General features: G+C 59.2%; 21 protein-coding genes and 1 riboswitch. Of the genes, 9 read left to right on the top strand and 12 right to left on the bottom strand.

Going from position 1 to position 24242, the window contains the following annotated elements:
- Positions 1-155 precede the first annotated feature (155 nt).
- A complete protein-coding gene (gene yfcD / locus G5367_RS05580) occupies positions 156-638 on the top strand; it encodes an NUDIX hydrolase YfcD (RefSeq protein ID WP_021229132.1) in 483 nt (160 codons plus the stop codon).
- A gap of 83 nt (positions 639-721) precedes the next feature.
- Here the strand turns inward: yfcD and G5367_RS05585 are convergent, their stop codons facing one another.
- The gene (locus G5367_RS05585) at positions 722-1648 is read right to left on the bottom strand and encodes a phenylacetate--CoA ligase family protein (protein WP_100646527.1); all 927 of its coding nucleotides are present in this window, start codon (positions 1646-1648) and stop codon (positions 722-724) included.
- Positions 1649-1774: 126 nt separating this feature from the next.
- On the opposite strand from G5367_RS05585, the gene G5367_RS05590 reads away from it, so the two are divergent.
- The gene (locus tag G5367_RS05590) at positions 1775-2248 is read left to right on the top strand and encodes a peroxiredoxin (protein WP_100646526.1); all 474 of its coding nucleotides are present in this window, start codon (positions 1775-1777) and stop codon (positions 2246-2248) included.
- A 125-nt stretch (positions 2249-2373) separates the two neighbouring features.
- Positions 2374-3342 (top strand): calcium/sodium antiporter, encoded by a 969-nt coding sequence (locus G5367_RS05595; protein ID WP_167557842.1) that lies wholly within the window; start codon positions 2374-2376, stop codon positions 3340-3342.
- 88 nt (positions 3343-3430) lie between these two features.
- Here G5367_RS05595 and G5367_RS05600 read toward each other — a convergent pair whose 3' ends face one another.
- The gene (locus tag G5367_RS05600) at positions 3431-4597 is read right to left on the bottom strand and encodes a type III PLP-dependent enzyme (protein ID WP_043818871.1); all 1167 of its coding nucleotides are present in this window, start codon (positions 4595-4597) and stop codon (positions 3431-3433) included.
- A gap of 507 nt (positions 4598-5104) precedes the next feature.
- Positions 5105-5220, top strand: a riboswitch (glycine riboswitch).
- A 107-nt stretch (positions 5221-5327) separates the two neighbouring features.
- Here G5367_RS05600 and G5367_RS05605 point away from each other — a divergent pair.
- Positions 5328-6704: an alanine/glycine:cation symporter family protein gene (locus tag G5367_RS05605; protein ID WP_005338391.1), complete on the top strand. Its 1377-nt coding sequence runs from the start codon at positions 5328-5330 to the stop codon at positions 6702-6704.
- Between the two features lie 114 nt (positions 6705-6818).
- Here the strand turns inward: G5367_RS05605 and G5367_RS05610 are convergent, their stop codons facing one another.
- Together G5367_RS05610 and G5367_RS05615 are read right to left on the bottom strand one after the other, a co-directional pair.
- Positions 6819-7535 (bottom strand): lipoyl protein ligase domain-containing protein, encoded by a 717-nt coding sequence (locus G5367_RS05610; protein ID WP_421244156.1) that lies wholly within the window; start codon positions 7533-7535, stop codon positions 6819-6821.
- Between the two features lie 100 nt (positions 7536-7635).
- Entirely contained in the window at positions 7636-9033 is a 1398-nt protein-coding gene (locus tag G5367_RS05615; RefSeq protein ID WP_040066712.1) for a nucleobase:cation symporter-2 family protein, read from the bottom strand.
- Positions 9034-9279: 246 nt separating this feature from the next.
- Between G5367_RS05615 and G5367_RS05620 the strand changes: the two genes are divergently transcribed.
- Entirely contained in the window at positions 9280-10401 is a 1122-nt protein-coding gene (locus G5367_RS05620; RefSeq protein ID WP_040066714.1) for a GGDEF domain-containing protein, read from the top strand.
- Positions 10402-10434: 33 nt separating this feature from the next.
- Here G5367_RS05620 and G5367_RS05625 read toward each other — a convergent pair whose 3' ends face one another.
- Positions 10435-10683 (bottom strand): YciN family protein, encoded by a 249-nt coding sequence (locus tag G5367_RS05625; RefSeq protein ID WP_421244155.1) that lies wholly within the window; start codon positions 10681-10683, stop codon positions 10435-10437.
- A 123-nt stretch (positions 10684-10806) separates the two neighbouring features.
- Positions 10807-12186, bottom strand: a complete 1380-nt coding sequence (locus tag G5367_RS05630; protein ID WP_421244154.1) for an MATE family efflux transporter — start codon at positions 12184-12186, stop codon at positions 10807-10809.
- A gap of 120 nt (positions 12187-12306) precedes the next feature.
- Between G5367_RS05630 and G5367_RS05635 the strand changes: the two genes are divergently transcribed.
- Both G5367_RS05635 and G5367_RS05640 read left to right on the top strand, forming a co-directional pair.
- Positions 12307-13164, top strand: a complete 858-nt coding sequence (locus tag G5367_RS05635; protein ID WP_227341102.1) for a helix-turn-helix transcriptional regulator — start codon at positions 12307-12309, stop codon at positions 13162-13164.
- Between the two features lie 69 nt (positions 13165-13233).
- Entirely contained in the window at positions 13234-14928 is a 1695-nt protein-coding gene (locus tag G5367_RS05640) for an NAD-dependent malic enzyme (protein ID WP_100654267.1), read from the top strand.
- Positions 14929-15013: 85 nt separating this feature from the next.
- Here G5367_RS05640 and G5367_RS05645 read toward each other — a convergent pair whose 3' ends face one another.
- The 4 genes from G5367_RS05645 to G5367_RS05660 form a co-directional block, all read right to left on the bottom strand.
- Positions 15014-16051 (bottom strand): OmpA family protein, encoded by a 1038-nt coding sequence (locus G5367_RS05645; protein ID WP_421244153.1) that lies wholly within the window; start codon positions 16049-16051, stop codon positions 15014-15016.
- 233 nt (positions 16052-16284) lie between these two features.
- Entirely contained in the window at positions 16285-17283 is a 999-nt protein-coding gene (gene ompA, locus G5367_RS05650; protein WP_127008130.1) for a porin OmpA, read from the bottom strand.
- 307 nt (positions 17284-17590) lie between these two features.
- On the bottom strand, positions 17591-18610 hold the full coding sequence (ompA, locus tag G5367_RS05655) for a porin OmpA (RefSeq protein WP_421244152.1): 1020 nt from the start codon (positions 18608-18610) through the stop codon (positions 17591-17593).
- Positions 18611-18918: 308 nt separating this feature from the next.
- Positions 18919-19515, bottom strand: a complete 597-nt coding sequence (locus G5367_RS05660) for a hypothetical protein (RefSeq protein ID WP_421244151.1) — start codon at positions 19513-19515, stop codon at positions 18919-18921.
- A gap of 258 nt (positions 19516-19773) precedes the next feature.
- Between G5367_RS05660 and G5367_RS05665 the strand changes: the two genes are divergently transcribed.
- Both G5367_RS05665 and G5367_RS05670 read left to right on the top strand, forming a co-directional pair.
- Positions 19774-20040, top strand: coding sequence for a helix-turn-helix domain-containing protein (locus G5367_RS05665; RefSeq protein ID WP_005343938.1), 267 nt, complete (start codon positions 19774-19776; stop codon positions 20038-20040).
- Positions 20041-20240: 200 nt separating this feature from the next.
- Positions 20241-21602, top strand: a complete 1362-nt coding sequence (locus tag G5367_RS05670) for a sodium-dependent transporter (RefSeq protein ID WP_337072569.1) — start codon at positions 20241-20243, stop codon at positions 21600-21602.
- A gap of 69 nt (positions 21603-21671) precedes the next feature.
- Here G5367_RS05670 and G5367_RS05675 read toward each other — a convergent pair whose 3' ends face one another.
- Together G5367_RS05675 and G5367_RS05680 are read right to left on the bottom strand one after the other, a co-directional pair.
- Positions 21672-22541: a patatin-like phospholipase family protein gene (locus tag G5367_RS05675; protein WP_005343942.1), complete on the bottom strand. Its 870-nt coding sequence runs from the start codon at positions 22539-22541 to the stop codon at positions 21672-21674.
- Positions 22542-22575: 34 nt separating this feature from the next.
- Entirely contained in the window at positions 22576-24129 is a 1554-nt protein-coding gene (locus tag G5367_RS05680; protein ID WP_421244150.1) for a sensor domain-containing diguanylate cyclase, read from the bottom strand.
- Between the last annotated feature and the right edge of the window lie 113 nt (positions 24130-24242).

Raw genomic sequence — 24242 nt, forward strand, 5'->3', positions numbered from 1 at the left:
ATGACACTGATATGACGGTTTATAAAGATTTGCATGAATCCTTATTTTGCCAGTGAGTTCGGCAAATTGACGGCGTCATCGAAAAAGTTGTGCCATGACAAACCACCGCACCGATATACTGCGGGCTTGAATGGAACAAATAAAAGGGCCTGTGCGTGGAATGGGTTGATGTGGTGGACGGGAATAACCGGGTGATTGGCGTGGCCGAGCGAGCCAAGGTGCGGCGGGAGAATCTCTGCCATCGCGCCAGCTATATTCTGGTGCTCGACGACGCGGATCGGATCCTGGTGCAGCGACGCACCCTCAGCAAGGATTTCTGCCCCGGCATGCTGGATGCCTGCGCCGGTGGCGTGGTCACCACCGGTGAGGAGATGGAGCGCTCCGCCCGCCGCGAGTTGGCCGAAGAGCTGGGGATTATGGATGTTCCACTGCAGGGCTTTGGCAGCTTCTATGCCGAAGGGGAGGGCTACCGGGTCTGGGGCGGTCTCTTCAGCTGCCGTTATCAGGGGCCGCTGCAGTTGCAGGCCGAAGAGGTGAGCGCGGTGCACTGGATGAGCCTGGCCGAGATCGCGGAGCGTGCCAGCGAATTTACCCCCGACTCCCTGCTCGCCATCGCCACCTGGCAGGCGAGACGCTGACAAGCGCCGCACATTTTCTTCGCGAGAGAGAAGACGGGCAGCCTGATGGCTGCCCGTCTGCATTTGTGAATCTACTTGGCCTGCTACACCAGTTTTAGGCGCCGGTTGGAGCGACCGCACGGGCTTGGCGTCGTGAGCCAGTGCCCCTGCCAGTCGGTGACGAGGCGCAGCAATGGATACTCCAGGTCAAGCCTGGTCAGCACCAGCTGGCCGGTCTCGTCGCCGCTCACCGGCTCGCCGCTGGCGGGATCGATGATCTCGATGATGCAACTCTCGCTCACAATAAATCCCTCTCCTGGTCGGCTCTCGTAAGCCACCACCCCCACATCCTGCCACACCAGACAGTTGAGGGCTGCAATGCCGTGAATGGCGCGCAGCGGCGCGGTTTCGGGATGGGTGGCTTCACACAGCAGGGCGCGGCGCAGTGAGTCGGTCGGGATGTCGGCCGCTTCGGCCGCTTCCAGCAGATCGAGCAGGGTCATCAGCGGACCGACGTAGCCGGTGGGTTGATAGCGCAGCAGCGCCTCCAGTTGGCGCTGGGTATCGTGGGGCCCGCAAGGTACCACGGGGGCACCCAGCTGTCGGGCACCGTTATCGAAGATAAAGGCGGTGGGGCCGGCATGATAGTCGTGGCCATTGAGTATTACCTCACCCGGCTTGAAGCCGGCGGCAAACAGTGCTCGAGCGGCCCCCCACCAGTCTGCTCCCGCATACTCGGGGATGGCCAGCTGGCCCGGACAGGAGAAGACCCGCAACGCCTGACTGGCGGGGCGGCCCGTGAGACCGGCGAACGGAGGGTGAGCCTGCTGGGCGGCAAACAGCTCTTTGCTGTCGAGCAGTGGCAGGGTGGCCAGCTCTGCCAGATCCTCGAGGCGGCACTGGCGATAGACGCTGGAGTAACCGGCGCAATATTGACTGACATGGGTAAGCTGATGATTGAGCTGTTCCAGCTGCTGTTGTTCGCGCAAGGCGGGGGGGCGAATTTCCAGTCCATCGTAATAGTGCTGCATGAGGCCTCCTTGGTCGGCAGATCCTGCTCAAGGTTAGTTCAAATGATCCCGGCAAAGGGAGGCCTGTGTCACAGCTCGACGGTGGGGTAGACTGGGGCCTTCTCCCTCTACTTAAGGATGAGCACAATGATTGCGATGGGTCAGACTCTGCCTTCGGGCGAATTTACCTTTATCACCGCCGAGGGCAAGCAACTGCGGGATAGCCAGACGCTGTTCGCCGGTAAAAAAGTAGTGCTGTTTGCCGTGCCCGGTGCTTTTACTCCCACCTGCTCCAATGCCCATCTGCCCGGCTATGTGGTGCTGGCCGATCAGTTTATGGCCAAAGGGGTGGATGCCATCTGCTGTCTGTCGGTCAACGATGCTTTCGTGATGCGGGCCTGGCAGACTGCCCAGAACGCCGAGGCGATCACCATGCTGGCGGATGGTGACGGCAGCTGGACCCGTGCGCTGGGTCTTGCCAAGGATACCGGCGCCTTTGGCGGCATCCGTGCCCAGCGCTTTGCGTTGATCGCCAACGATGGCGTGGTCGAGCAGCTGTTTGTGGAGGCGCCTGGCAAGTTTGAGGTCTCCGATGCCGCGAGTCTGCTGGCTGTGCTGTGAAATGTTAATCACAGTTTGATTTTCCCTTGAAATGGGAGGCTGGCTCGTTACACTGGCGCCACTTTTGAATTGGGTCAGGAGCTTGTCCTGACTCTGTTGCTTACTGGCGATGGGATGGAGATGTTATGACCCTGGCTGTTGTTGCCCTGATTGCCGGACTGGCGCTGCTGGTCTGGAGTGCAGACAAGTTTGTCGACGGTGCCGCTGCCACCGCCCGTTATGCGGGAATGCCGCCGCTGCTGATCGGCATGGTGATCATCGGTTTTGGTACCTCGGCACCGGAGATGGTGGTCTCGGCGCTGGCGGCGTCACAAGGCAATCCCGGGTTGGCGCTTGGTAATGCCTATGGCTCCAACATCACCAATATCGCGCTGATCCTGGGTCTGACTGCACTGATCAGCCCTATCGCGGTGGCCTCTCAGGTAGTGCGCAAGGAGATCCCGATCCTGCTTGGTATTACCCTGCTCTCCGGCGCCCTGCTGATTGATGGTCATCTGGGCCGGATGGATGCGGTCATTCTGGGGGCCGTCTTCGTTGCCCTGATGGGTTGGTCCATCTGGGCTGGCATGAATGGCAAGGGAGATGCGCTGGATACCGAGACCGCCGAGGATATCGAGAGCGAGGGGATGTCCCTCAAGAGCGCCATCTTCTGGCTGGTGGTCGGGCTGGTGCTGCTGATCGGCGCTTCCCGCCTGCTGGTCTGGGGGGCGGTGACCATCGCTCAGGCACTCGGTATCAGTGATCTGGTGATTGGTCTCACCATAGTCGCGGTAGGCACCTCCCTGCCGGAGCTGGCCTCGTCGCTGATCGCCATTCGCAAGAACGAGCATGATCTGGCTCTTGGCAACGTGCTCGGCTCCAACCTGTTCAACACCCTGGCGGTGGTGGGGATTGCGGCGGGCATCCACCCGCTCGATGTGGCGCCGGAGGTGCTCACCCGTGACTGGAGCATCATGATGGGGCTGACCCTGCTGCTGCTGGTGATGTGTCTGGGCCGCAAGGGGCAGGGCCGTATCAACCGGTTGGAGGGGGGCGTGCTGCTCACCTGCTTCGTCGCCTACACCGGCTGGCTGCTGACCAGTCAGTTTATCTGATAGGGGTTGGTGAAATGAGAGAGGGGGAAGCGCAAGCTTCCCCCTCTTGTTTTTGCTCAGTGAACCTGTTGGCGAGCGAGCGGTGTGCTCAGGCTACTGCCACCAGCTTCTGGCCCTTCTGGCTGCTGTCCAGAATGAGGATGCTGGCCTTGGGGAAGAAGTTGAAGGTGGAGGCGGAGGCCCAGGTGTAGGCGCCCATCACCTTGCCAACCACCAGTTCGCCGATAGCCAGGTCCGGCAGCATGATGCCATCGCGGATCACATCCACGCTGTCGCAGGTCGGGCCGGAGAGCACCGAGTTGTGTTGCTCGCCACTGGCATAAGGCGTGCTCACCGGATAGGTGACGTGGTCATAGAGCTGGCCGTTGTAGCTGCCGTAGAGACCGTCATCCAGGTAGTACCAGATCTTGTCGCCGCGGTGGGCCTTGCCCATCACGCTGGATACCGAAGTCATGGCCGGCGCGCTGATAAAGCGGCCCGGTTCGGCAATCTTCTGCACGGTAGCGGGCAGCTTGGCCAGTGCTTCGCGGATCGGCGCGCAGAAACCGTCGATATCGAACTCGCCCCCTTCATAATCCACCGGGAAACCGCCACCGATATCCAGCACCCAGGGCTTGAGCCCGAGCGCCCAAGCCTGCTCCATGATCTCGCGGCAGGCGTCGATGGCCTGCACATGGCGACGAGCGTGGGGTACCTGGGAGCCGACGTGGAACGACAGCCCCATCACCTTGATCCCCTTGGCGTGGGCCAGTTGCAGCAGCGGCAGCGCCTGCTCCGGAGTGCAGCCGAACTTTTTGGAGAGATCGACCTTGGTCTCGGGGTTGGGGAAGCTGACCCGCAGCAGCAGTTTCACTTCGTCCTTGTAGGGAATGAACTTTTCCAGCTCCAGCGGGTTGTCATAGACAAACACAGTGCAGCCGAACTCCAGCGCGTAACGGATATCGCTGTCGCGCTTGATGGGATGGGTATGAATGCAACGTCCCGGGCGAACCCCCTGACTGCGCACCAGATCGACTTCGCCATTGGTGGCCAAGTCGAAACAGGCCCCCTCTTCCTTCAAGACAGAGACCACCGCCTCATGGGGCAGGGGTTTGAGTGCATAGTGCAATCGTACATCGGGCAGGGCTGCGGCCAGGGCCCGATACTGTTTGCGGACGGCTGCCTTGTCGAGCAGCAGCAGGGGGGAGCCGAATTGTTCAACCAGCTGACGGTAATCTTGTGCGACCACATCTTTTGCAACCAGGGTCTCGTTCATTCTCTTTTGGTCATCCTTAGGGGGCGTGATATGCCCAAGCCATATGCGATTGAACCGGCGACGGCCGGGTCAGGCGAGCGGTCCGGTGGGACCAACCGAACACAGTGCATAAATTGATGGCAAAGTGCTTGGTTATGCAGCGGATTATCGGCTTATTGATTCTGTGTGCAAGCATTTTGATTGGATATGTCGGCAAGATTTTCTTGGCGAAACGAGAGGGATCACTGTTCTCTATCCGCCATTTTTCCCGTTTGGGCCACATTTGATCCGTGAGAGCCTAACTTGTTGATAGTTAACTAACATTTAACATTCTTGCCGCGGTTTTGGCGGTCACTAAAAAAATATAAATGGGGACGGCCAAGTGCGAGACAGCTCACATTTTTTGGATTAACATGCCGACTTCCTAATCCAAACTAGTTCGGATGAAGGTAGCAGGAGAGCGATGGGCAACCATCCACCGAAGAAGTGAATCTTTCAGGTACCGGGCAACCGGTGTGGACTGCTACTGGACGATACTCTGGAGAGACCCGTTAAATCGGGCGCCGAAGGAGCAAGGCACCATGACTACCCGCAAGGGCAGGCTGGCGCCGGAAACTCTCAGGCAAAAGGACAGAGGGGATGGGATGGTTGTACCTGGGCTTGGCCCGCATCCGATCGCCTCTGGCCGATCGCGACACCTATGGGAAGATCATCCTTCTCCTCCTTAATTTCTGTTTCTTAAGGAGGATGCATGTCATCAATTCAATCGGCGTTAACCGCCATCGATAGCTTTATCTGGGGGCCGCCCCTGCTGATCCTGCTGGTCGGGACCGGTATCTATCTCACCCTGCGTCTGGGTCTGCTTCAGGTCGTGCGCTTGCCACTCGCGCTGCGGCTGGTCTTTGGCCGCGATCAGGGGCAGGGCAAGCAGGGGGATGTCTCCAGCTTCGGCGCCCTCTGTACCGCCCTCTCTGCCACCATCGGTACCGGTAACATCGTCGGGGTGGCTACCGCCATCAAGCTCGGTGGTCCCGGTGCCCTGTTCTGGATGTGGATGGCGGCGCTGTTCGGCATGGCCACCAAGTACGCCGAGTGTCTGCTGGCGGTCAAATATCGCGAGCAGGATGCCAACGGCCAGATGGCTGGCGGCCCCATGTACTATCTGGAGAAGGGGCTCGGTTCCAAGCCGCTCGCCAAGTTGTTTGCCCTGTTCGGCATCGGCGTAGCTTTCTTCGGGATCGGTACCTTCCCGCAGGTCAATGCCATCTCCGACGCCATGAGCCTCTCCTTCTCGGTGCCCCGTGAAGCGACCGCCGTGGTGCTGACCCTGATCGTGGCGCTGGTGACCCTGGGAGGGATCAAGTCCATCTCCAGCGTGTCGAGCAAGGTGGTGCCCTTCATGGCCATCTTCTACATCGTCGCCTGTCTGGGCGTGCTGGTGAATAACGCCAGCGCCTTGCCCGATGCCGTCATGCTGGTGATCGAGAGTGCCTTCACCGGCCATGCGGCGACCGGCGGCTTCGTCGGTGCCAGCATCATGCTGGCCATTCAGTCCGGGGTGGCGCGCGGGGTCTTCTCCAATGAGTCGGGGCTGGGGTCGGCCCCCATCGCGGCGGCGGCGGCCAAAACCGATTCGTGCGTGGAGCAGGGGCTGGTCTCCATGACAGGTACCTTCATCGACACCATCATCATCTGCACCATGACCGGCCTGACCCTGGTGGTGACCGGCGTGTGGAGCGGCGATGCAAGCGGCGCGGCCATGACCAGTCTGGCCTTTGCCCAGGGGCTCGATGCTCATGTCGGCCAGTATCTGGTGAGCATTGGCCTGCTGTTCTTCGCCTTTACCACCATCCTTGGCTGGAACTACTACGGCGAGCGCTGCACCGAGTATCTGTTCGGGGTTAAGGCAATCAAGCCCTATCGTCTGGTCTATCTGGCGCTGGTGGCGAGCGGTGCTTTCCTCCATCTGGACATGATTTGGCTGCTGGCCGATATCGTTAACGGCCTGATGGCGGTGCCCAACCTCATCGGCCTGATTGGCCTGCGCCATGTGGTGATCGCCGAGACCCGCGCCTATTTTAGCCGCGATCTGGATAGCGAAGCTGAACCGGAGCCGCAGACGGCTTGAGCGCCTCAGCTCGTTTCACGCTTCCCTTGAAAAGAACAAGTCACGACTTCGGTCGTGGCTTTTTTGTGCGCTGTGTCTAAGGATAGGTACTTTCCCTCTCCCTTCGGGATAAGGTCAGGATGAGGGGGATAGCCCCTCGCTCAGCAGGCTATCCAGACGTGCTCGCACTTTCTCTACCAGCGCCTGATCGCTACCGTGCCAGCCGATGCAGCTTGCCAGCGTGGTGGAGGTTCCCGTCATAAAACGCAGTTCCCCGCCCGCCAGCTCGTAGAAGCGGCTTGCCATCCTGGTTCCCTCATCCACATCACCCGCCACCAGCAGCATGGCTTGCGCCAGCACGGCGCCCTGGTGATCCTGCCCTGGCGCCAGCCAGCGCTGGGCGGTACCGGTGATCTTGCGTCCCCCGATCACCAGATTGTACTGACCATCGCAAAAGGATCCGGGCACGAAGTCATAGCTTCCCTCAAGGCCGTACTCCGCCAACAGGGTCAGCAGCGGCGCCCCCAGCAGCCGGTAGTAGTGGGCGAGATCTGTGGTGGTGCGGGGCAGCAGCAGGGATAGGTTGAGGATCCCCGCACCGTGGGGCACGGCGGTACCGCCACTGTCGCGCACATGTACCGGCCAGCCTTCAGCTGCAAGTTGCTGGCAGGCGGCTTCGTAACGGGGGAGGCGGGTATCCTTGCGAGTGACAATCAGGCATTGGGGCGCCTGCCAGAGGTGAGCGCGGGGCTGGCCGTCATGGGCACAGTCGCGCAGCCAGTGCTGCTCTTGCGCCAGTATCTGTGCGGGTGAAGCGGTATCGGGAAGGGGGGAGAGCAGGCGACAGGGCATGGCGGCATCCTCAAAAAAGGCTGCCCAGCACACTACCCGTGGCGACTGGCAAGGTAAAGCCCCGCAAGTGCGGGGCTGTTTGCTATCGGTAGGCGATCTCTTAGGAGTGGCGCGCTTCGCGCTTGGGCAGCAGCAGGTTGAGCACGATGGCGGTAATGCCACCGGTGGCGACGCCGTAGGAGAGTACGCTCTTGGCCAGCTCCGGCAGGTGTTGTAGCACTTCCGGCACCTGCGCGACTCCCAGCCCCATGGCCAGCGACACAGCCAGGATCATCAGGGCGCGGCGATCCAGCTCCTCGCGGGCAATGATGCGCACGCCAGCGGCGGCGATGGTGCCGAACATGACGATGGTAGCTCCGCCCAGCACGGGTTCCGGGATCTGCTGCACCAGACTGGCGACCGCCGGGAACAGGCCAAGCAGCGCCAGCATGGCGGCGATAAAGAGCCCGACGTGACGGCTGGCGACGCCGGTCAGCTGAATAACGCCGTTATTCTGGGCGAAGGTGGACATGGGGAAGGTGGAGAAAACCGCCGCCAGCATGGAGTTGGCACCATCGGCCAGCACGCCGCCTTTGATCCGCTCCATATAGACAGGCCCTTCCAGCGGCTCGCCGGAGATGTCCGAGGTGGCGGTCATGTCGCCGATCGCTTCGAGCGCCGTCACCACGAAGATGATGGCGAGCGGCACGAACAGCTGCCAGTCAAAGCCTAGGCCGTAGTGGAGCGGAATGGGCACCATCACCAGCGGACCGTCGAAGGTGGGGGCGCTCACTTTGCCCAGCAGCAGCGCCACGGCATAGCCCGCCAGCATGGCGATCATGATGGCGGAGAGGCGCAACCAGGGATTGCGACTGCGTTGCAGCAACACGATAAGGCCGAGCACCAGCAGGGAGAGGAAGAGGTTGGTGTGACTGGCGAAGCTGCCATCAGAGAGGGCTGCATAACCGCCGCCCATGCTGATCAGGCCCACTTTGATCAGGGTCAGACCGATCAGCAGCACCACTATGCCGGTCACCAGCGGGGTGATGATCCGTTTCACCAGATGGAGGAAGCGGCTCATCACCACGATAGTGAGTGCGGCAACCATCATGGTGCCGAACAATGTACCCAACAGATCCTCGGTGGGCATGGCCGCCTGTTTGAGGGCGAGACCGGAGGCGATGATGGGGCCGAGGAAGTTGAAGCTGGTGCCCTGTACCGAGAGCAGGCCGGAACCGATGGGGCCGAAGCGGCGGGTTTGAATGAAGGAGGCGATGCCGGACATGACCAGCGACATGGAGACGATATAACGGGTGTCGGCGGCAGGGAGGCCGAGGGCATTGGCAATAATCAGGGGCGGGGTAATGATGGCGACAAACATGGCGAGCATATGCTGCAGGGCGGCGAACAGCGTCTGGGGCAGAGGCGGGACATCCTCTATGCCATAGACCAGTTCGCTATGGGCTCGCCTGGGTGGATGTGCCTCTCGATTGGCGCGTGTGACAGCAGCCTGTTCCATAAGTACCTCGAATTGTGTGGGGAGGGGGAGAAAATTGGGCGCTATTGTAGTGATTGAAATGAGGCTGACCAGCGCTAATTATGCAAAAAAAGGTTTATTTTTTGATGGGTTGAAACGTTTGCGCGCTGCGATTATCATCTGTCGGTTTGTGTGACCGACCTCTCCTTTTTATTCTCCCCGCTAATGACATTTTTACCACTTTGTAGGTGTAGAATGAGCCCTCAGTATTCATCGTGGAGACTCTGGATGCTCAAGTTGTCAGAGTTCTGGAGTGCGAGGGTTCACTCCGAAGACTTTACTCGTACTCGCATGGGGTTTATGACAGTGCGTTTGCGCCTGCTGACCTGCTTGCTGATGCTCGGATTGCCCGCCTGGGCCGTGGTGGATTGGTTGACCTTGCCCGCCGTTCATTTCGAGCAGCTGTTTCAGGCCAGGATCTTCTGCACCCTGGCGCTCTCGCCACTTATTCCGCTCTCGTACCTCATCCACTTCAAGCGGGAAAGAATGAAGCTGGCCCTTGGCTACCTGATGGCCGTGATGATGCTCTTCTCCCTCTTCTGCCTGAACAGCTTTGGCGCCGGACAGGAGTTGCAGGCGGGTTATGCGGCCTTTCCCTATCTGCTGATCACCCTGTTTGCCATCTTCCCCATCCCCCTATCCCTCGGCTTGCAACTGGCAGGCGTGGTACTGGTGACCATGCTGCTGGGCCACTGGCTGCTGGTGGGACAGAGCATCTGGAGTCAGGCCACCCTGAATCAGGTGTGGGTGCTCGGCATGTTTACCATGGCCAGTTGCTGGGTGCAGTGCGGCCAGCTCAACATGCTGCTGCGGCTCTATCGGGAATCGACCACCGATGAGCTGACCGGTATGATGAACCGCCGCCTGCTGATGAAGCAGCTGGAGCAGGCCAGAATCCGGCTGCAACTCAAGAAGAAGCCCTTTGCGGTGATGCTGCTGGATCTCGATCGCTTCAAGCGGATCAACGATATCTACGGCCATCTAGCGGGGGATGCGGTGCTCAAGGAAGTGGCTACTACCCTGGGGGAGCAGCTGGAGCCTGATATGGTGCTGGGGCGTTATGGCGGCGAAGAGTTTGCCATCCTGATGCACAACTGCGCCGATCCGGCGCTGGCGAGCAAAATGGCCGAGCGGCTGCGCATTGCCGTCGAGGCGCGGCTGGTGAAGAGCCCCACCTCGGACGAATTGCTGGAGGTGACGGTGAGTATCGGGATTGCCATGGCCCGTTGTGATGACACCATCGATATTCTGATCAACCGTGCTGACGAGTGCCTCTATCAGGCCAAGATGGCGGGACGCAACTGCGTGGTGGTCGAGGGGCAAAACCGCGCAAAAACAGATGCCGCCTGAGGGCGGCATCCTGTTGGCAATGTGCTGGTGCGATCAGCCCAGCTTGTACTTGCCGGAGAGCTGCTGGGCCAGCAGCTTGAACATGTTGAAGACCGCCATGGTCTTGCCGGTCGGGGTGCCGTCTTCGGCCAGGAAATACTCCCCCTTGAACACCAGAATATCCCCCTTCTGCTCCACCGAGTCGGCGCGCATACCGTGGATGAAGTCTTCATGCTCTTTGATGATCTTGTTGGCCATCTCAAGCAGGGCCGTCTCGGTGATCAGCTCTTTCTGTGGTTGCATGCTCGTCTCCTTAAACGACTACTGGACAGGGAAATCGTGGATCCCTGTCTCTGATTGAAGAGGCGCCCAGCATACTGCAAACAGGGTTTTTCTGTCATTGATATGACCCCGATTTGTGGCTGTTTATCCGATCACCAGATTCTTCAACCAGCAGCGCTGGCGAATACGGCGCTGTACCAGCAGCACCTTGCTGAGCTCTTCCAGCAAGACCACCGCCACCACCCAGGAGAGGGGCCAACCGAGTAGCGTGACCGCCACCCAGGCGAGCGGGATGCCGATGCACCACATGCCGACGATATCGATGAAGATGCTGTAGTTCACATCGCCCCCCGAGCGAAGTACCCCGATGATCCCCACCATGTTGAACACCTTGAGCAGCATCCCGAGACACATGATGCCGAGCACCTGTCCCGCCTCCGTCATCAGCTCGGGGGGCAGGTTGCCGACCCACTGCAGCAGGTTGGCTTGCAGCAGCCAGACGATGATCCCCACCAGTAGCGCGCCAATCGGTGCCAGCAGCAGGAACAGCTGGGAGTGCTGCCAGGCGACCTCGTACTCTTCGGCCCCGAGCCGGTGGCCGAGCAGGGTGGAGCAGGCCACTGCCAGCCCGAAGAAGAGGGAGATAAGGATGCTCTCCAGGGTGCCGAGGGTGGTCATGATGGCCAGCGAATCGGTGCCAAGATGGGCATAGAGAAAGCCGTAAATCAGCATGCCGAAGGCCCAGAGGCCGTCATGGAACAGCAGCGGCAGGGCGATCAGGGTAAAGCGCACCACCTCCTTACGCTTGAAGGCGGCCAGCCAGTCTGGTGCGCGCGGGATCAGGCGCGCCTCATAACGCTTTACGTAGAGCAGCAGCAGGGCTGTCTGCAGCAGCCGGGAAATGGTGGTGCCCCAGGCCGAACCGGCGACCCCCATCGCCTCGAAGCCGAAGTGACCGAAGATGAGGGCGTAGTTGAGGATGACGTTGGCGATGATGGCGATAATGCCGATGCGAGTCGGCGCGGCGGCATTGCCCACCGAGCGCAGGGCTGACTCCAGCGGCACCACGATGGCGGTACAGAGGATGGTGGCGCCGGTGATCATCAAGAATTGATCCGCCAGTGCCCGCAGCGCCGGATCCTGACTGGCAAAACCCAGCACGCTGCCCGGTGATAACACATAGATGAAGGCAAAGGGCAGGGTGACCAGCAGGGCGCCCACTATGGCCAGCGCCAGGGTGCGGCGCACCCCGGCCATCTCCCCGCGCCCGAAGTATTGTGCTGCCAATACCGAGACCCCGCCCGCGAGGCCCGCTATCACCAGCAGATTGAAAAAGAAGACCCGGTTACCCAAGCCGACCGCCGCCACAGCCGTGGTGCCAAGCTGGCTCACCATCATGATATCGATGAGGCCGAGCAGGGAGAACATCATGGATTGCAGCGAGACAGGCAGGGCCAGCCGCCACAATCGGGTCATGAACTCGCGATCGGTGGTTTGTTTTAAAATCGCTTGCCAATAATTCATAGTTGTTAACCGGGTATGAGAAAAGCAAGGTTTGTCAGGGGTATGATAGGGGCTGATGAGGCTCTTCTCACTGTGAGTAGCTCTCGGTTTTCTTGTGTAAAACTATCCTTTTGAGGTGTTATGCCATTTGCCAGCGAGTGTCTGGAGATAGCGCCAGCCTGTGAAGAGCAGATGCTGGGACGTGAAGGGCTGCCCCTGCTCGGCGAGGCAGGGATCTTCCTGACCGGCCTCTCCCGGGTGCGGGATCACTACCTGATCCGCCGCAATCGCCCCGAGTTTCACATCCTGATGGTGAGTCACGATGAGGGGGGCGCGCTGCTCACCGACGAGGGGGAGCAAGCCATTCCGGCCGGGTCACTGATTTTCCTGCCCGCCGCCGTGCCCGGTGGTCTCAAACTGATTGGCGAAAGCTGGCAGATCAGCTGGATTTTGCTCGATGACGTGCCGCGCTGGCAGCACCTGCATCGCCTTGGTCACCGTATCTGGCAAGGGGATGGCGGCGATCAGCTCTACCATCTGCTCAGCCTGATGCAGGGGGAAGGGGTTCGCTCTTCGCTGCAACCTCAACTGCTCAGCCTGTTGCTGGCGCTGCTGGAGCGCACCCTGCAAGGGGAGGTGCGCGGCACCCCTGAACTCAGATTGCAGGCTCTGTTTCGCCGGGTGGAGGCGCGCCTGGATGAACCCTGGAGCGTCGCCCTGTTGGCCCGACAGATGGCCTGCTCCGTCCCCCATCTGCATCGCCTCTGTCAGCAAGCGTTCGGTATGGGGCCGATGGCGAGGGTGACCGAGCTCAGAATGAACAAGGCACGCCAGCTGCTGCTCTATACCAACTGGCCACTTGGCGAGCTGGCGGCCCGGGTCGGTTACAGCGATGGGGCCAACTTTGCCAACTGCTTTCGCCGTCTGACTGGTCAGACCCCCGGCGCCTTTCGTCGACTGGGTCGCAAACCTTTTGCAACGGATGTGCAAACTCTTTGAAATTAATGAGACAAGCCCCTAGGATCGGCGGGTCCCTGCGTCTAGCTAACCGTTTAGGTACCAAGATCCATGTTTGAAGATAATAACCAGAAACGTCCTCTCTACATTCCCTACGCCGGTCCCGCCCTGCTGGAGACCCCCTTGCTCAACAAGGGCAGCGCCTTCACCAGCGAAGAGCGCAGCAACTTCAACCTCGAAGGTCTGTTGCCCCAGAATATCGAGACCATCGAAGAGCAGGCCGAGCGCGCCTATCGCCAGTTTATGGCGTTTGGCAACGACATGGACAAGCACATCTATCTGCGCAACATCCAGGATACCAACGAGACGCTCTTCTATCGTCTGCTGCACAACCACCTGACCGAGATGCTGCCCATCATCTACACCCCGACGGTGGGCAAGGCGTGCGAGGAGTTTTCCAACATCTATCGCCGCGCCCGTGGCCTGTTTATCTCCTATCCGGACAAGGACAGGATCGATGACATGCTGCAAAACGCCACCAAGCAGAACGTCAAGGTGATCGTGGTGACCGATGGCGAGCGGATCCTGGGTCTGGGTGATCAGGGGATCGGCGGCATGGGCATTCCCATCGGCAAGCTGTCGCTTTACACCGCCTGTGGCGGCATCTCGCCTGCCTACTGCCTGCCGGTGGTGCTGGATGTGGGCACCAACAACCAGCAACTGCTCAATGACCCCTTCTATATGGGGTGGCGCAATCCGCGTATCTCTGGAGATGAGTACGCCGAGTTTGTCGATGCCTTCATTCAGGCGGTCAAGCGCCGCTGGCCCGATATTCTGCTGCAGTTCGAGGATTTCGCCCAGAACAACGCCATGCCGCTGCTCAACCGCTACAAGAACGAGCTCTGCTGCTTCAACGACGATATTCAGGGTACCGCGGCTGTGACGCTGGGCAGCCTGATCGCCGCCTGCAAGGCCTCCGGCGCCAAGCTCTCCGAGAAGCGTGTTGCCTTCCTCGGGGCGGGCAGCGCCGGTTGCGGTATCGCCGAGCAGATCGTGGCGCAGATGAAGGCCGAAGGGCTGACCGATGCGCAGGCCCGCAGCCGGGTCTTTATGGTGGACCGCTTTGGTCTTATCACCGACAAGATCCCCAACCAGCTCGACTTCCAGCGCCGTCTCTCCCAGCCGGTGGAGCGGATCAAAGACTGGCCAGTGGGGGACAATATTTCCCTGCTGGAGGTGATGGAGCACGGTCGCCCAGACATCCTGATCGGGGTCTCCGGTCAGCCGGGGCTGTTTACCGAAGAGGTGGTCAAGACCATGCACAAGCACTGTGCCCGTCCCATCATCTTCCCGCTCTCCAACCCCACCTCCCGGGTCGAGGCGACGCCGGCAGACCTTATCCGCTGGACCGACGGTCAGGCGCTGGTGGCCACCGGCAGTCCGTTCGCACCGGTGGAGCACAAGGGCAAGCGCTACGTCATCGCCCAGTGCAACAACTCCTTCATCTTCCCCGGGATCGGTTTGGGTGTTATCGCCTCCGGTGCCACCCGGGTGACCGACGCCATGTTGATGTCGGCCAGTCGCGCGCTGGCAGAGTGTTCGCCGCTGGTGAAAGGGGAGGAGGGCTCGCTGCTGCCGGATCTGGCGGATATCCATCAGGTCTCCCGCTACATCGCCAAGATGGTGGCCAAGACCGCCATGCTGCAGGGCAAAGCGGTGCAGACCCCGGACGAGGTGATCGATCAGGCCATCGACGCCAACTTCTGGCATCCGGAATATCGCCGCTACCGTCGCACCTCGTTCTGATTTCTGCGGGAAGATGCAAAGCAAAAGGGATGCCTCGGCATCCCTTTTTACTGCACGTCTGACATGGTTATCGCCTCAAGATCAACTACTCGCTGCCGCCCTGTACGCCGGTGACACGCACCTCTACCCGGCGATCCGGCCCAAGGCAGTCGATGAGCGCCGCCTTCGCCTTGATGGCATCACACTGGTTGCCGGTGACCGGATTACTCGCGCCATTGCCCTGGATGCTCACCTTGTCGGCAGGCAATCCCTTGCTGATCAGAAAGTCGGCAACGGTTTGGGCCCGAGCTTCTGACAACCTCTGATTGTTGGCATCCGAACCGATACGGTCGGTATAACCCATCACGACTGCACTGCCATCCTTGGGCTGCACGTCGACGATCTGCTGGTAGAGATCGTCCAGCGCACTCATCCCCTCCTGTTTGAGGTCCGCTTTGCCAAAGGCGAACAGCACATCTGAACTGAGGTTAAAGGTCTGATCCACCACCTCCGGTTCGGCCGGTGGCGGGGGAACCACGACCGGGGCGGGCGTGGGGGCTGCTTCTTTGGGTTGGCTGCGGTTCGGGTGGATCACCAGCTCCAGCGTGGCGGTGCTGATGTCGCTGACCCAGCGCTGGGTGCCGCTGTTGGCTTTGCCGTTATCCGGATCATCGCCAACGCGCACTATGTAGCGGTAGCGTGCCTGCAGATCGACCCAGTCATGGAGCCGGGCCGTCACTCCCAGACCCGCCAGCGGCGCCAGGTTGTCGTCCCCGCCATTGACCGATTCGACATGATAGATATAGCCACCACCCTCGGCAAAGAGCGAGAACATCTCGCTGAGCGGCAGGCGGCCAATGACTGACAGTGTGGCTCCCTTGCTGTTGAAGTCATGGCCGCTGATATCCCAGTTACCGGTGGAGAGATAGCCAATCTCGGCTCCCAGATTTTCCGTAAAGTTGTAGCCGCCAAACAGGGAGAGCGCAGTCGCATCCTTGCCGACATCCTGACTGAAATCATTCAGATTGTGGGCAATGGCCCAGCCACCGCCAACCCCGGCATACCAGTCGTGAACCGGTTCCGCTTGTGCGCCTGTGCTCGCCAATGCCAGTGCAATCCACACAGGTTTTACTCTTATGTTCATCGCGTATCCTCGTCGATGTTTGGTGTAGTGGGGTTGCCTGCTGGTCAAACCCCACACTTATGTATAGGTGACGGGCTGTTTTTAACCACCAAAGAGGTATGGGGGGGCGACACGCCGTGAACCATGGCGCGAGACGGGAAGAGGAAGGGGGCAAAAGAGGGTTACAAGGTGGGTGAATTAAGCGGCAAGAAAAAGGAGGCCAGGTGGCCTCCTTGTTATGTCGAACTGCAGGATTACTGTTGTACTTGCTGCACGCCGGTGACGCGTACTTCTACACGGCGATCCGGTGCCAGGCAGGAGATCAGCTGAGCCTTGCCCTTGACGCTGTTGCACTGGGTACCGGTGACCGGATTGGCTTCACCGCGACCTTCGATGGCAACTTTGCCGGCCGGAAGACCTTTGCCAACCAGGAAGTCGGCTACGGTACGGGCACGCGCTTCGGAGAGTTTCTGGTTGTAGGCGTCAGAGCCGATACGGTCGGTGTAACCGACGACCACGGCGCTGCCATCTTTCGGCTGAACATCAACGATCTGCTGATACAGGGTGTTGAGCGCTGCGACACCTTCTGGCTTGAGGGTGGATTTGCCAAAGGCAAACAGCACGTCAGAGCTCAGGGCGAAGTTCTTGTCGACCAGTACCGGCTCGGGAACCGGCTCAGGCGCAGGGGCGGCAACCGGGGCAACATAAGAGGTACGGTTCGGGTGCATCACCAGCTCCAGGGTCGCGACGCTCATGTCGCTCTCCCAGGTTTTCTGCTCGTCACCCAGATTCCACAGATAGCGGTAACGTGCTTGCACATCGATAAGGTCGGAGAGCTTGGCAGTCAGACCCAGACCCGCCAGCGGCGCAGTGCCGTTGTCGCTGTTGCCATTGCCGTTGACGTGATTGAAGTAGGCACCACCTTCAGCAAACACCGAGAAAATGTCGCCCAGCGGCAGGCGGGCGATACCGGAGAGGGTGGCACCCTGGGTTTTGAAATCGGCACCGTCAACGCCCGCTTTACCGGCGTAGAGGTAGCCCAGTTCAGCTGCGTAGTAGTCGTTGAAGTTGTAACCGCCGAACAGGCTCAGCGCAGTGGCGTCTTTGTCAGTGTCTTTGCCAAAATCATCCAGACCGTGGGCATATGCCCAACCTGCACCAACACCGGTGTACCAGTCATCGGCAGCCTGAGCTGTGGTACCTGCGGCGGCGAGCGCCAGTGCAATCAGGGTAGGAGCCATTTTGAGTTTCATCGGTTTATCCTCGTTGTGTTAGCCCATGTCGGGCAATGCACTTGTTTTTATTGCTGCGAAAAATCGCCAGCAAAGTGGATAGCGAAGGCTTTGGACTCTCATGATGCATTGGCGTCATGGACAACAGACCGGACAAGAAGCGCTTTTTAGTGCTTATCCAATACCTTACAGGCGCAACTACTTTATGCTTTCGAGACGGGGCAGGCAAGGGCAGGGAGGCGGGAATGAGGGATGCAAGCGAGAACGAGACAAACAAAAAGGGATGCCGCAGCATCCCTTTTTTTCGCACTATCTGAACGAGGTCAGATTATTGCTGAACTTCTTGTACGCCAGATACGCGAACTTCTACGCGACGATCCGGAGCCAGGCAGGAGATCAGTTGAGCTTTAGCAGTTACGCCGTTGCACTTGGTGCCGGTAACCGGGTTAGCTTCGCCACGACCTTCGATGGCAACTTTGCTGGCAGCCATACCTTTGCTCACCAGGAAGTTGGCAACGGTACGGGCACGGGCTTCAGACAGCTTCTGGTTGTAAGCGTCGGAACCGATACGGTCGGTGTAACCAACAACAACAGCGTTGCCATCTTTCGGCTGGAACTCAACGATTTGCTGATACAGACCGTTCAGGGCTGCAACGCCTTCCGGCTTCAGGGTGTCTTTGCCGAAGGCAAACAGCACGTCTGAGTTCAGGGCGAAGTTCTTCTCTACCACTTGCGGAGCAGGAGCCGGCGCTTCTTCAACAACCGGAGCAGCTACCGGAGCTACGTAGGAAGTACGGAACGGGTGGTATACCGCTTCCAGAGTAGCGATGCTCTGGTTGGCTTTGTAACGCTCACCGTTGGCGTGCAGGTCAGCCACGTCCCACATGTAGCGGTAGCGAGCTTGCAGATCCAGCGCGTCATTTACCTTGTAAGTCACACCAGCACCGGCCAGCGGGGAAACTTTAGTGTCGCTGGTGCCCAGACCATCGGTGTGACCCCAGTAGGCGCCGCCTTCAGCGAACAGGGAGACGTCGTTGCCAACCGGCAGACGGGCGATACCGGACAGGGTGGCACCCTGGCTCTCGTAACGGTTGCCGTCGGTGTTACCACGACCAGTGTACTGGTAGCCCAGTTCGGTACCGAAGTTCTCGGTGAAGTTGTAACCCATGAAGGCGTTGGCAGCAGCTGCGTCTTCCTGGCCTACATTGGTGCTTTCCAGCTTGTTCAGGCCGTTGAAGTGAGTAGCACCGACACCGGCACCGAAGTAGATGTCGTCAGCGGCGTGAGCAGCGGTAGCACCCAGAGCAGCCATGGCGATGGCGATCATGGAAGGAGCCATTTTCATCATAAAAAAATCCTCGTTGAGATCGCACGTTATTCACGTGCTTCACACTTTGTAATTTATGTAAGCTGCAGGCTCCGCCGTACGGCTGGCGTCGAGTCTGGCAGATGACCCGGTATAACCGGGTTGCACACTCTCCTGGTGTGTCGAGTGCACTGGCATGGCACGCAAAGCGTGATAAACCGCTGCCAGGCAACTGATGTCATTCCGATGACGAGGCGCACTCTATGCCGATTTTAAAACATGATCAAGCTCACAAATGAGCCTTATGGCAAATTGTGTCGTGACCTTAACTGGCTGTTTATCCAGATTAATTAGTGATCCAGATAGGCCCTGTGCAGTTTCTTTTCCAGCTTCATATAGGCCTGAACCCAGTCGGAGTGCGGGTTGGCAGGATGTGCTCTGGCAGTAAACACCTCAAGGTACTCTGCTTCCGTTGCACTTTTAAGCAGGGGAGTAAACGTCATCAGGTAGTGGCGGGCCAGATAGGGATCCAGGGGCCAGATGTTGAGTATGGCCCGTGCCACAGGCTGAACCGCAGCTGAACAGATGAAATGGCGGTGTCCCGCCTCCAGCCAGTCGGTCATCTCGCACATGCCCGATTCGGCTACCAGACCACCATCACCCGGGGTGGTTGCCAGAGCAATAGACTGGCCATTTACCGTGATGAGTCCTTCATTGTTATGCAGGGCGCCATCGTGGCTGCGCAAAGACAGGTTCTGCGACTCCTGTTCAAGAAATAGGCTGCAACTCTCCGGCAGGGCGGCCAGCAGCTCGCTGACGTGGCTTGGCATCAAGGCCGGAAGCCAGAATGCTTCGGCGCGATATTGTGCGCCTTGAGTGAGCTGTTGTTGCAATTGGGCAGGGTCAGAAACCGGGTGCAGGCGAGAGATAATGCCGGGAAACGCCATACTTATTCCTCTTAATGGGTAGCTGGCGGATTATACGAGTTATTCTGGTGGCAACAATAAAGGTTTCTTTTCGAGACTGTTTACCTGAGACAGCTGAGCGATTACCATCCCCCGTTGAAGATAAGGGTTGTCGCCGAAAGGCGCTCATAAAGATAGAGGCTCGACCATAACGAGTCCGACCAAAACTGATACACTTGACTACGAGTCGTCGCGAAAAATAAAGACGGATTTAATCCGTCAAACGGAGTATGGAACATTATGAATTCAAATATCGTCACTGTTGGCAAGAAGATCCGTCAGATCCGTGAAGCGGTCGGTCTGAGCCGTCCGAAGTTTGCAGATTTGCTCGGTGTTCCCCCCACAACCCTGAAAAACTATGAGCTGGGTTATCGTGAAGTGGGTGGCGCCTTCCTGGTTGCCCTTGCTCACCACCCGGATCTGCACAAGTTTACCCTTTGGCTGTTGGCGGACAAAAAAGTCGCAGAAATCGGCCAGATCGGACCGGATGACCTCGCCAAGGGCTGATCATCGATATGAATAGAAATGCCGCCTTCGGGCGGTATTTTTTTGCTCGCCAATAAGAGCCCTGAGCCCCGCTTTTTTCTTATCTGTGCTCTATCTAGGGCTTTTGCTCAAAACATCTTGGCAAACCGCCATAAACTTCAGAAAATTCCGACCCTAAAAACCCGGTTCATCTCGCATGATGCGAAATAAGTGAGACAAGCATGAGTCAAACCCCCCCCAAGGTCCGCGATGGCTTTACCAGTAAATTCGGTGTCCTTGCCGCTACTCTTGGTTCAGCCGTCGGCCTCGGCAATATCTGGAAATTCCCCTATCTGACCGGTGAAAACGGTGGTGCCGGCTTTCTGCTGGTCTATGTGATTGCGACCCTGCTGGTCGGTCTGCCGGTGATGATCTCCGAGATCATGCTGGGCCGCAAAAGCAAAACCGATGCGGTCACTACCCTGAACAAGCTCGCTCCGAAAGGGCAACCCTGGTGGCTGATTGCGGTAATGGGGGTGCTGGCGGCTTTCCTGATCATGTCTTTCTACTCGGAAGTCGCGGCCTGGGTGTTTGCCTATATCTTCAAGGCGATCGATGGCTCAATTCTCTCCACTGATCCCAAAGTGACCGGCGCTGCGTTTGGCTCGCTGATCAGCAACCCGCTGCAGAGCCTGCTGTGGCAGTGGCTGGTACTGGCCTTGATGGGCGGCATCCTGCTGATGGGGGTCTCCAAGGGGATCGAAGCTGTCACCAAAAAGCTGATGCCGGTACTCTTTATCCTGCTGCTGGTGATCGGTATCCGCAGTCTGACGCTGCCGGGAGCGAGCGAAGGTCTTTCTTTCCTCTTCTCACCCGATTTTTCCAAGATCACCGGCGCCGTGGTGCTGACCGCCATGGGACTTGCCTTCTTCAAGCTCTCCATCGGCATGGGCTGCATGATGACTTACGGCAGCTACTTCCGTGATGACCAGAACATTCCGGTCACCGCGTTCCGGGTTATGTGTGCCGACCTGTTTGTCTCCATGCTGGCCGGTATCGCCATCTTCCCGGCGGTGTTTGCCTTCGGGTTCGAGCCGACCGCCGGTCCTGCTCTGCTGTTCATCACCATTCCGGCGGTCTTTGCCAGCATTCCGTTTGGCCATGTTTTCATGGTGCTCTTCTTCGTGCTGTCGGCCATCGCGGCCACCGGTGCCATGCTCTCTATTCTGGAAGTGCCGGTTTCGGTGCTTTCCGAGCGCTTCAAGATGAGCCGCGCCAAGGCGACCCTGATCAACCTGCTGGTGCTGGGTGCGGTGGGGTCTACCTGTGCGCTCTCCAACAGTGCCATGGCGGATGTGCAGATTGCGGGCAAGACCTTCTTCGATCTGTTCGACTACCTCTCCTCCAACATCCTGATGCCGCTTGGCGGTATCTTCCTCTGCCTGTTTGTTGGCTGGGTATGGGGCGAGGAGAAGATGCGCGATGCTCTGACCAATGGCGGCGAGCTGGTTCTGCCCATCCTCAAGCCACTGTTTTTTATCATCCGCTACGTATCACCGCTGCTGATCCTGATCGTGATGCTCAAGGGGCTTGGGCTGTTCTAAACCGAAGGTTTTGCCATAGCAAAAGAGCGCCACAAGGCGCTCTTTTTGTTGGTGTGATGGGCGTGGGGATCACAGTAATCCAAGGCGGCCCAGTTCATCCTTGAGCTGATCGAGGTTGCGCTCGACACAGGCTTCCCCCTCGTTGATGGCATCGCTGGCGCGATGAAAATCCATGATGGAGAAGCTGCCAAGCCGTGGGCAGAGCTGGATCTCCGGCGGATCACCGGCCATCCGGGCGCGGGTGATGCGCTCCTGCATGATGTTGATGGAGCCACTCATCACGCTCCAAAGACCCGGGGTGGCTGGCGCGGATTCACCGCGGTTGAGCCACTGGCTGAGCAGTCCGCCGCTGCCGGGTTGATCCGGCTCGTCGGTCCAGGGTTGATGCATGTCGGTGTTGAGGTTGACCGCAATCACCACCTCGGCCCCCATGGCACGGGCCAGAGAGATGGGCACCGGATTGACCACAGCGCCATCGACCAGCCAGCGGTCGTTGATCCGGGTCGGGGTGAGGATCCCCGGCATACCGCAGGAGGCGCGCACCGACTGGCGCAGCGGGCCCTGTTGCAGCCAGATCTCGCGGCCTGTATCGAGCTCGGTGGCGATGCAGGCGAAGGGGATGGGCAGGCTCTCGAGATCGGGGTCCCCCAGATGGCTGGCCGCAAGACCAAACACCTTTTCGCCGCGAAACAGACCGCCGGAGAGGGCCGGGTCGAGCAGGCTGACCACCTGCAGGCGGGTAAAGCCGCGCACCCAGGTTTCCAGTCGATCCAGTTCACCAGCGGCATAGGCGGCACCGACAAAGCTGCCGATGGAGCAGCCAGCGATCAAATCCGGTTTGATGCCGAGACGTTCAAGGGCGCGGATGACGCCGATATGGGCCCATCCTCTGGCGGCGCCGCTCCCGAGAGCGAGTCCTACGCGGGGTTTACGTGGCACGACTTTTCTCCAAAAAGGGGTTTGAGCGACCAGCTTACTCCGAGAGTCGGGATGCGTCACCCCACCATCGCTCACTGCGGTTGCGTCCATTGGCCTTGGCCTGATAGAGCGCCACATCGGCGCGCCGCACCGCTTCGTGCAGAGGAATATCTGGCTGATAAGGGAGATACCCCAGGCTGATCGTAACCTTTAATCCGGGCACGATGGCCTCCCAGTTGTGTTCGGCTACGGCTTCTCGCAGCTGTTCTGCCAGCTCCTCTATCCGCACCTCATCGCTGTTGGCAACCAGCAGCAAAAACTCTTCTCCACCCCAGCGGAGCAAGCGGTCTTGCCGGCCAAGTTGCTGTTGGCAAAGCTGCACCAGCCTGATCAGCACCATATCACCCACGGCATGGCCGAAATGATCGTTGACTCGCTTGAAGTGGTCGGCATCGAACATCAGTATCCCTGCCCGCAGTTGTGCCAGCTCGCCTCCTTGTTTCAGTTGCTCCAGATAGTGGCGATTGAAGGTACCGGTAAGGGCATCGTGGCAGGAGAGGTAGTTGAGTCGCTGGTTGAGACGGCGAGCTTTCAGGTTGGCAAGTGCGGCCAGCAGCAGAAACGCAATAGCCAGAAGAGTTGGCGCAGACTGGCAGAGTATTGCCCGGAACAGCGGCAGCAGCCTCACCTGGTGTACCAGCCGCAAAGGGGTATCGGGGATAGCCAGCGTTAGCTGCCATGCCCCCTGTCGCCAAAGGTATTGGCCGGTTGACAACGGTTCTGGTGGCGGTACGAGCTCGTGCGCACTGCTGGCCAACACCTGATGGTACTGATTGAGCAGCAGATACTGCCCCAGCTCCGGGGTCAGCTTGTCGAGTTGTTGCTGCAGACGTGCGAGCAGCACATCCATACTGATCATCCCTACCAGCGTCCCCTCTTTGTAGAGTGGCTGGGACATGGTGACCATGGGGCCGCGGCCAATAAAGTCATCATAAGGGCGTGAGAGGACGGTTTTCTTGTCCGGGTTGCTGCTGGTCAGAGTGTCTTGCCAAAAGCGTTTTTGGTAGATGCTCGGGTAGAAATGAAACCTGCTGGAGGGCTGCCAGGGGTAGAGATAGATAAAGTTATCCACACCGGTAAAGTAGACCCAGGCGATCTCTTCTCCCAGGCGTTGGCTGGCGGTGGAGAGAAGCGGTGACAGACTCAGTGCCAAGTGAATGCGAGCTTCCCGCTCGCTGCCCGGTGGTGGTAGCGGACCGGTACCAGTGAGATTGCCCACCAAACCTTTGGGCAGGTCGGCAGGAATGTTGTCGAGCGCGAGCCCCTTGCCCGGAAGTTGTTGAATATGGCGATAAAGCTGGCGGGTCAGCACGGAGTGAGGGTCGCTGCGCAGCCGCTCTTCGGCCTGCCCGCGCATCGCTTCCAGAAAAATTTCGCTCTGTCGGAACTGCTCTCGTAGATAAATAGCACTGTTGAGGGTATCGCTCTGATAAAGATTCTCTATCTGTTTCAGACTGTGCTGCAGGGTCACTCCGACCAGCAGTATGGCCAGAGTCAGCAGTAGCCAGGTCAGGTGCGCAAGGCGGCGAAGATCGAACACATTGGGCATCGAGAGTCATCTGAATTGGCGAAGAAAGGGCATTAGTGTAAGCGAAGCGCGGTGAAAATGACCAGAATCCTGCACAGCGCGCTGATCTTGCCACGCTCCGGTTACGTTTTGTC

Source organism: Aeromonas sp. 604282, from assembly GCF_049170575.1.
Taxonomy (GTDB): Bacteria; Pseudomonadota; Gammaproteobacteria; order Enterobacterales; family Aeromonadaceae; genus Aeromonas; species Aeromonas veronii_A.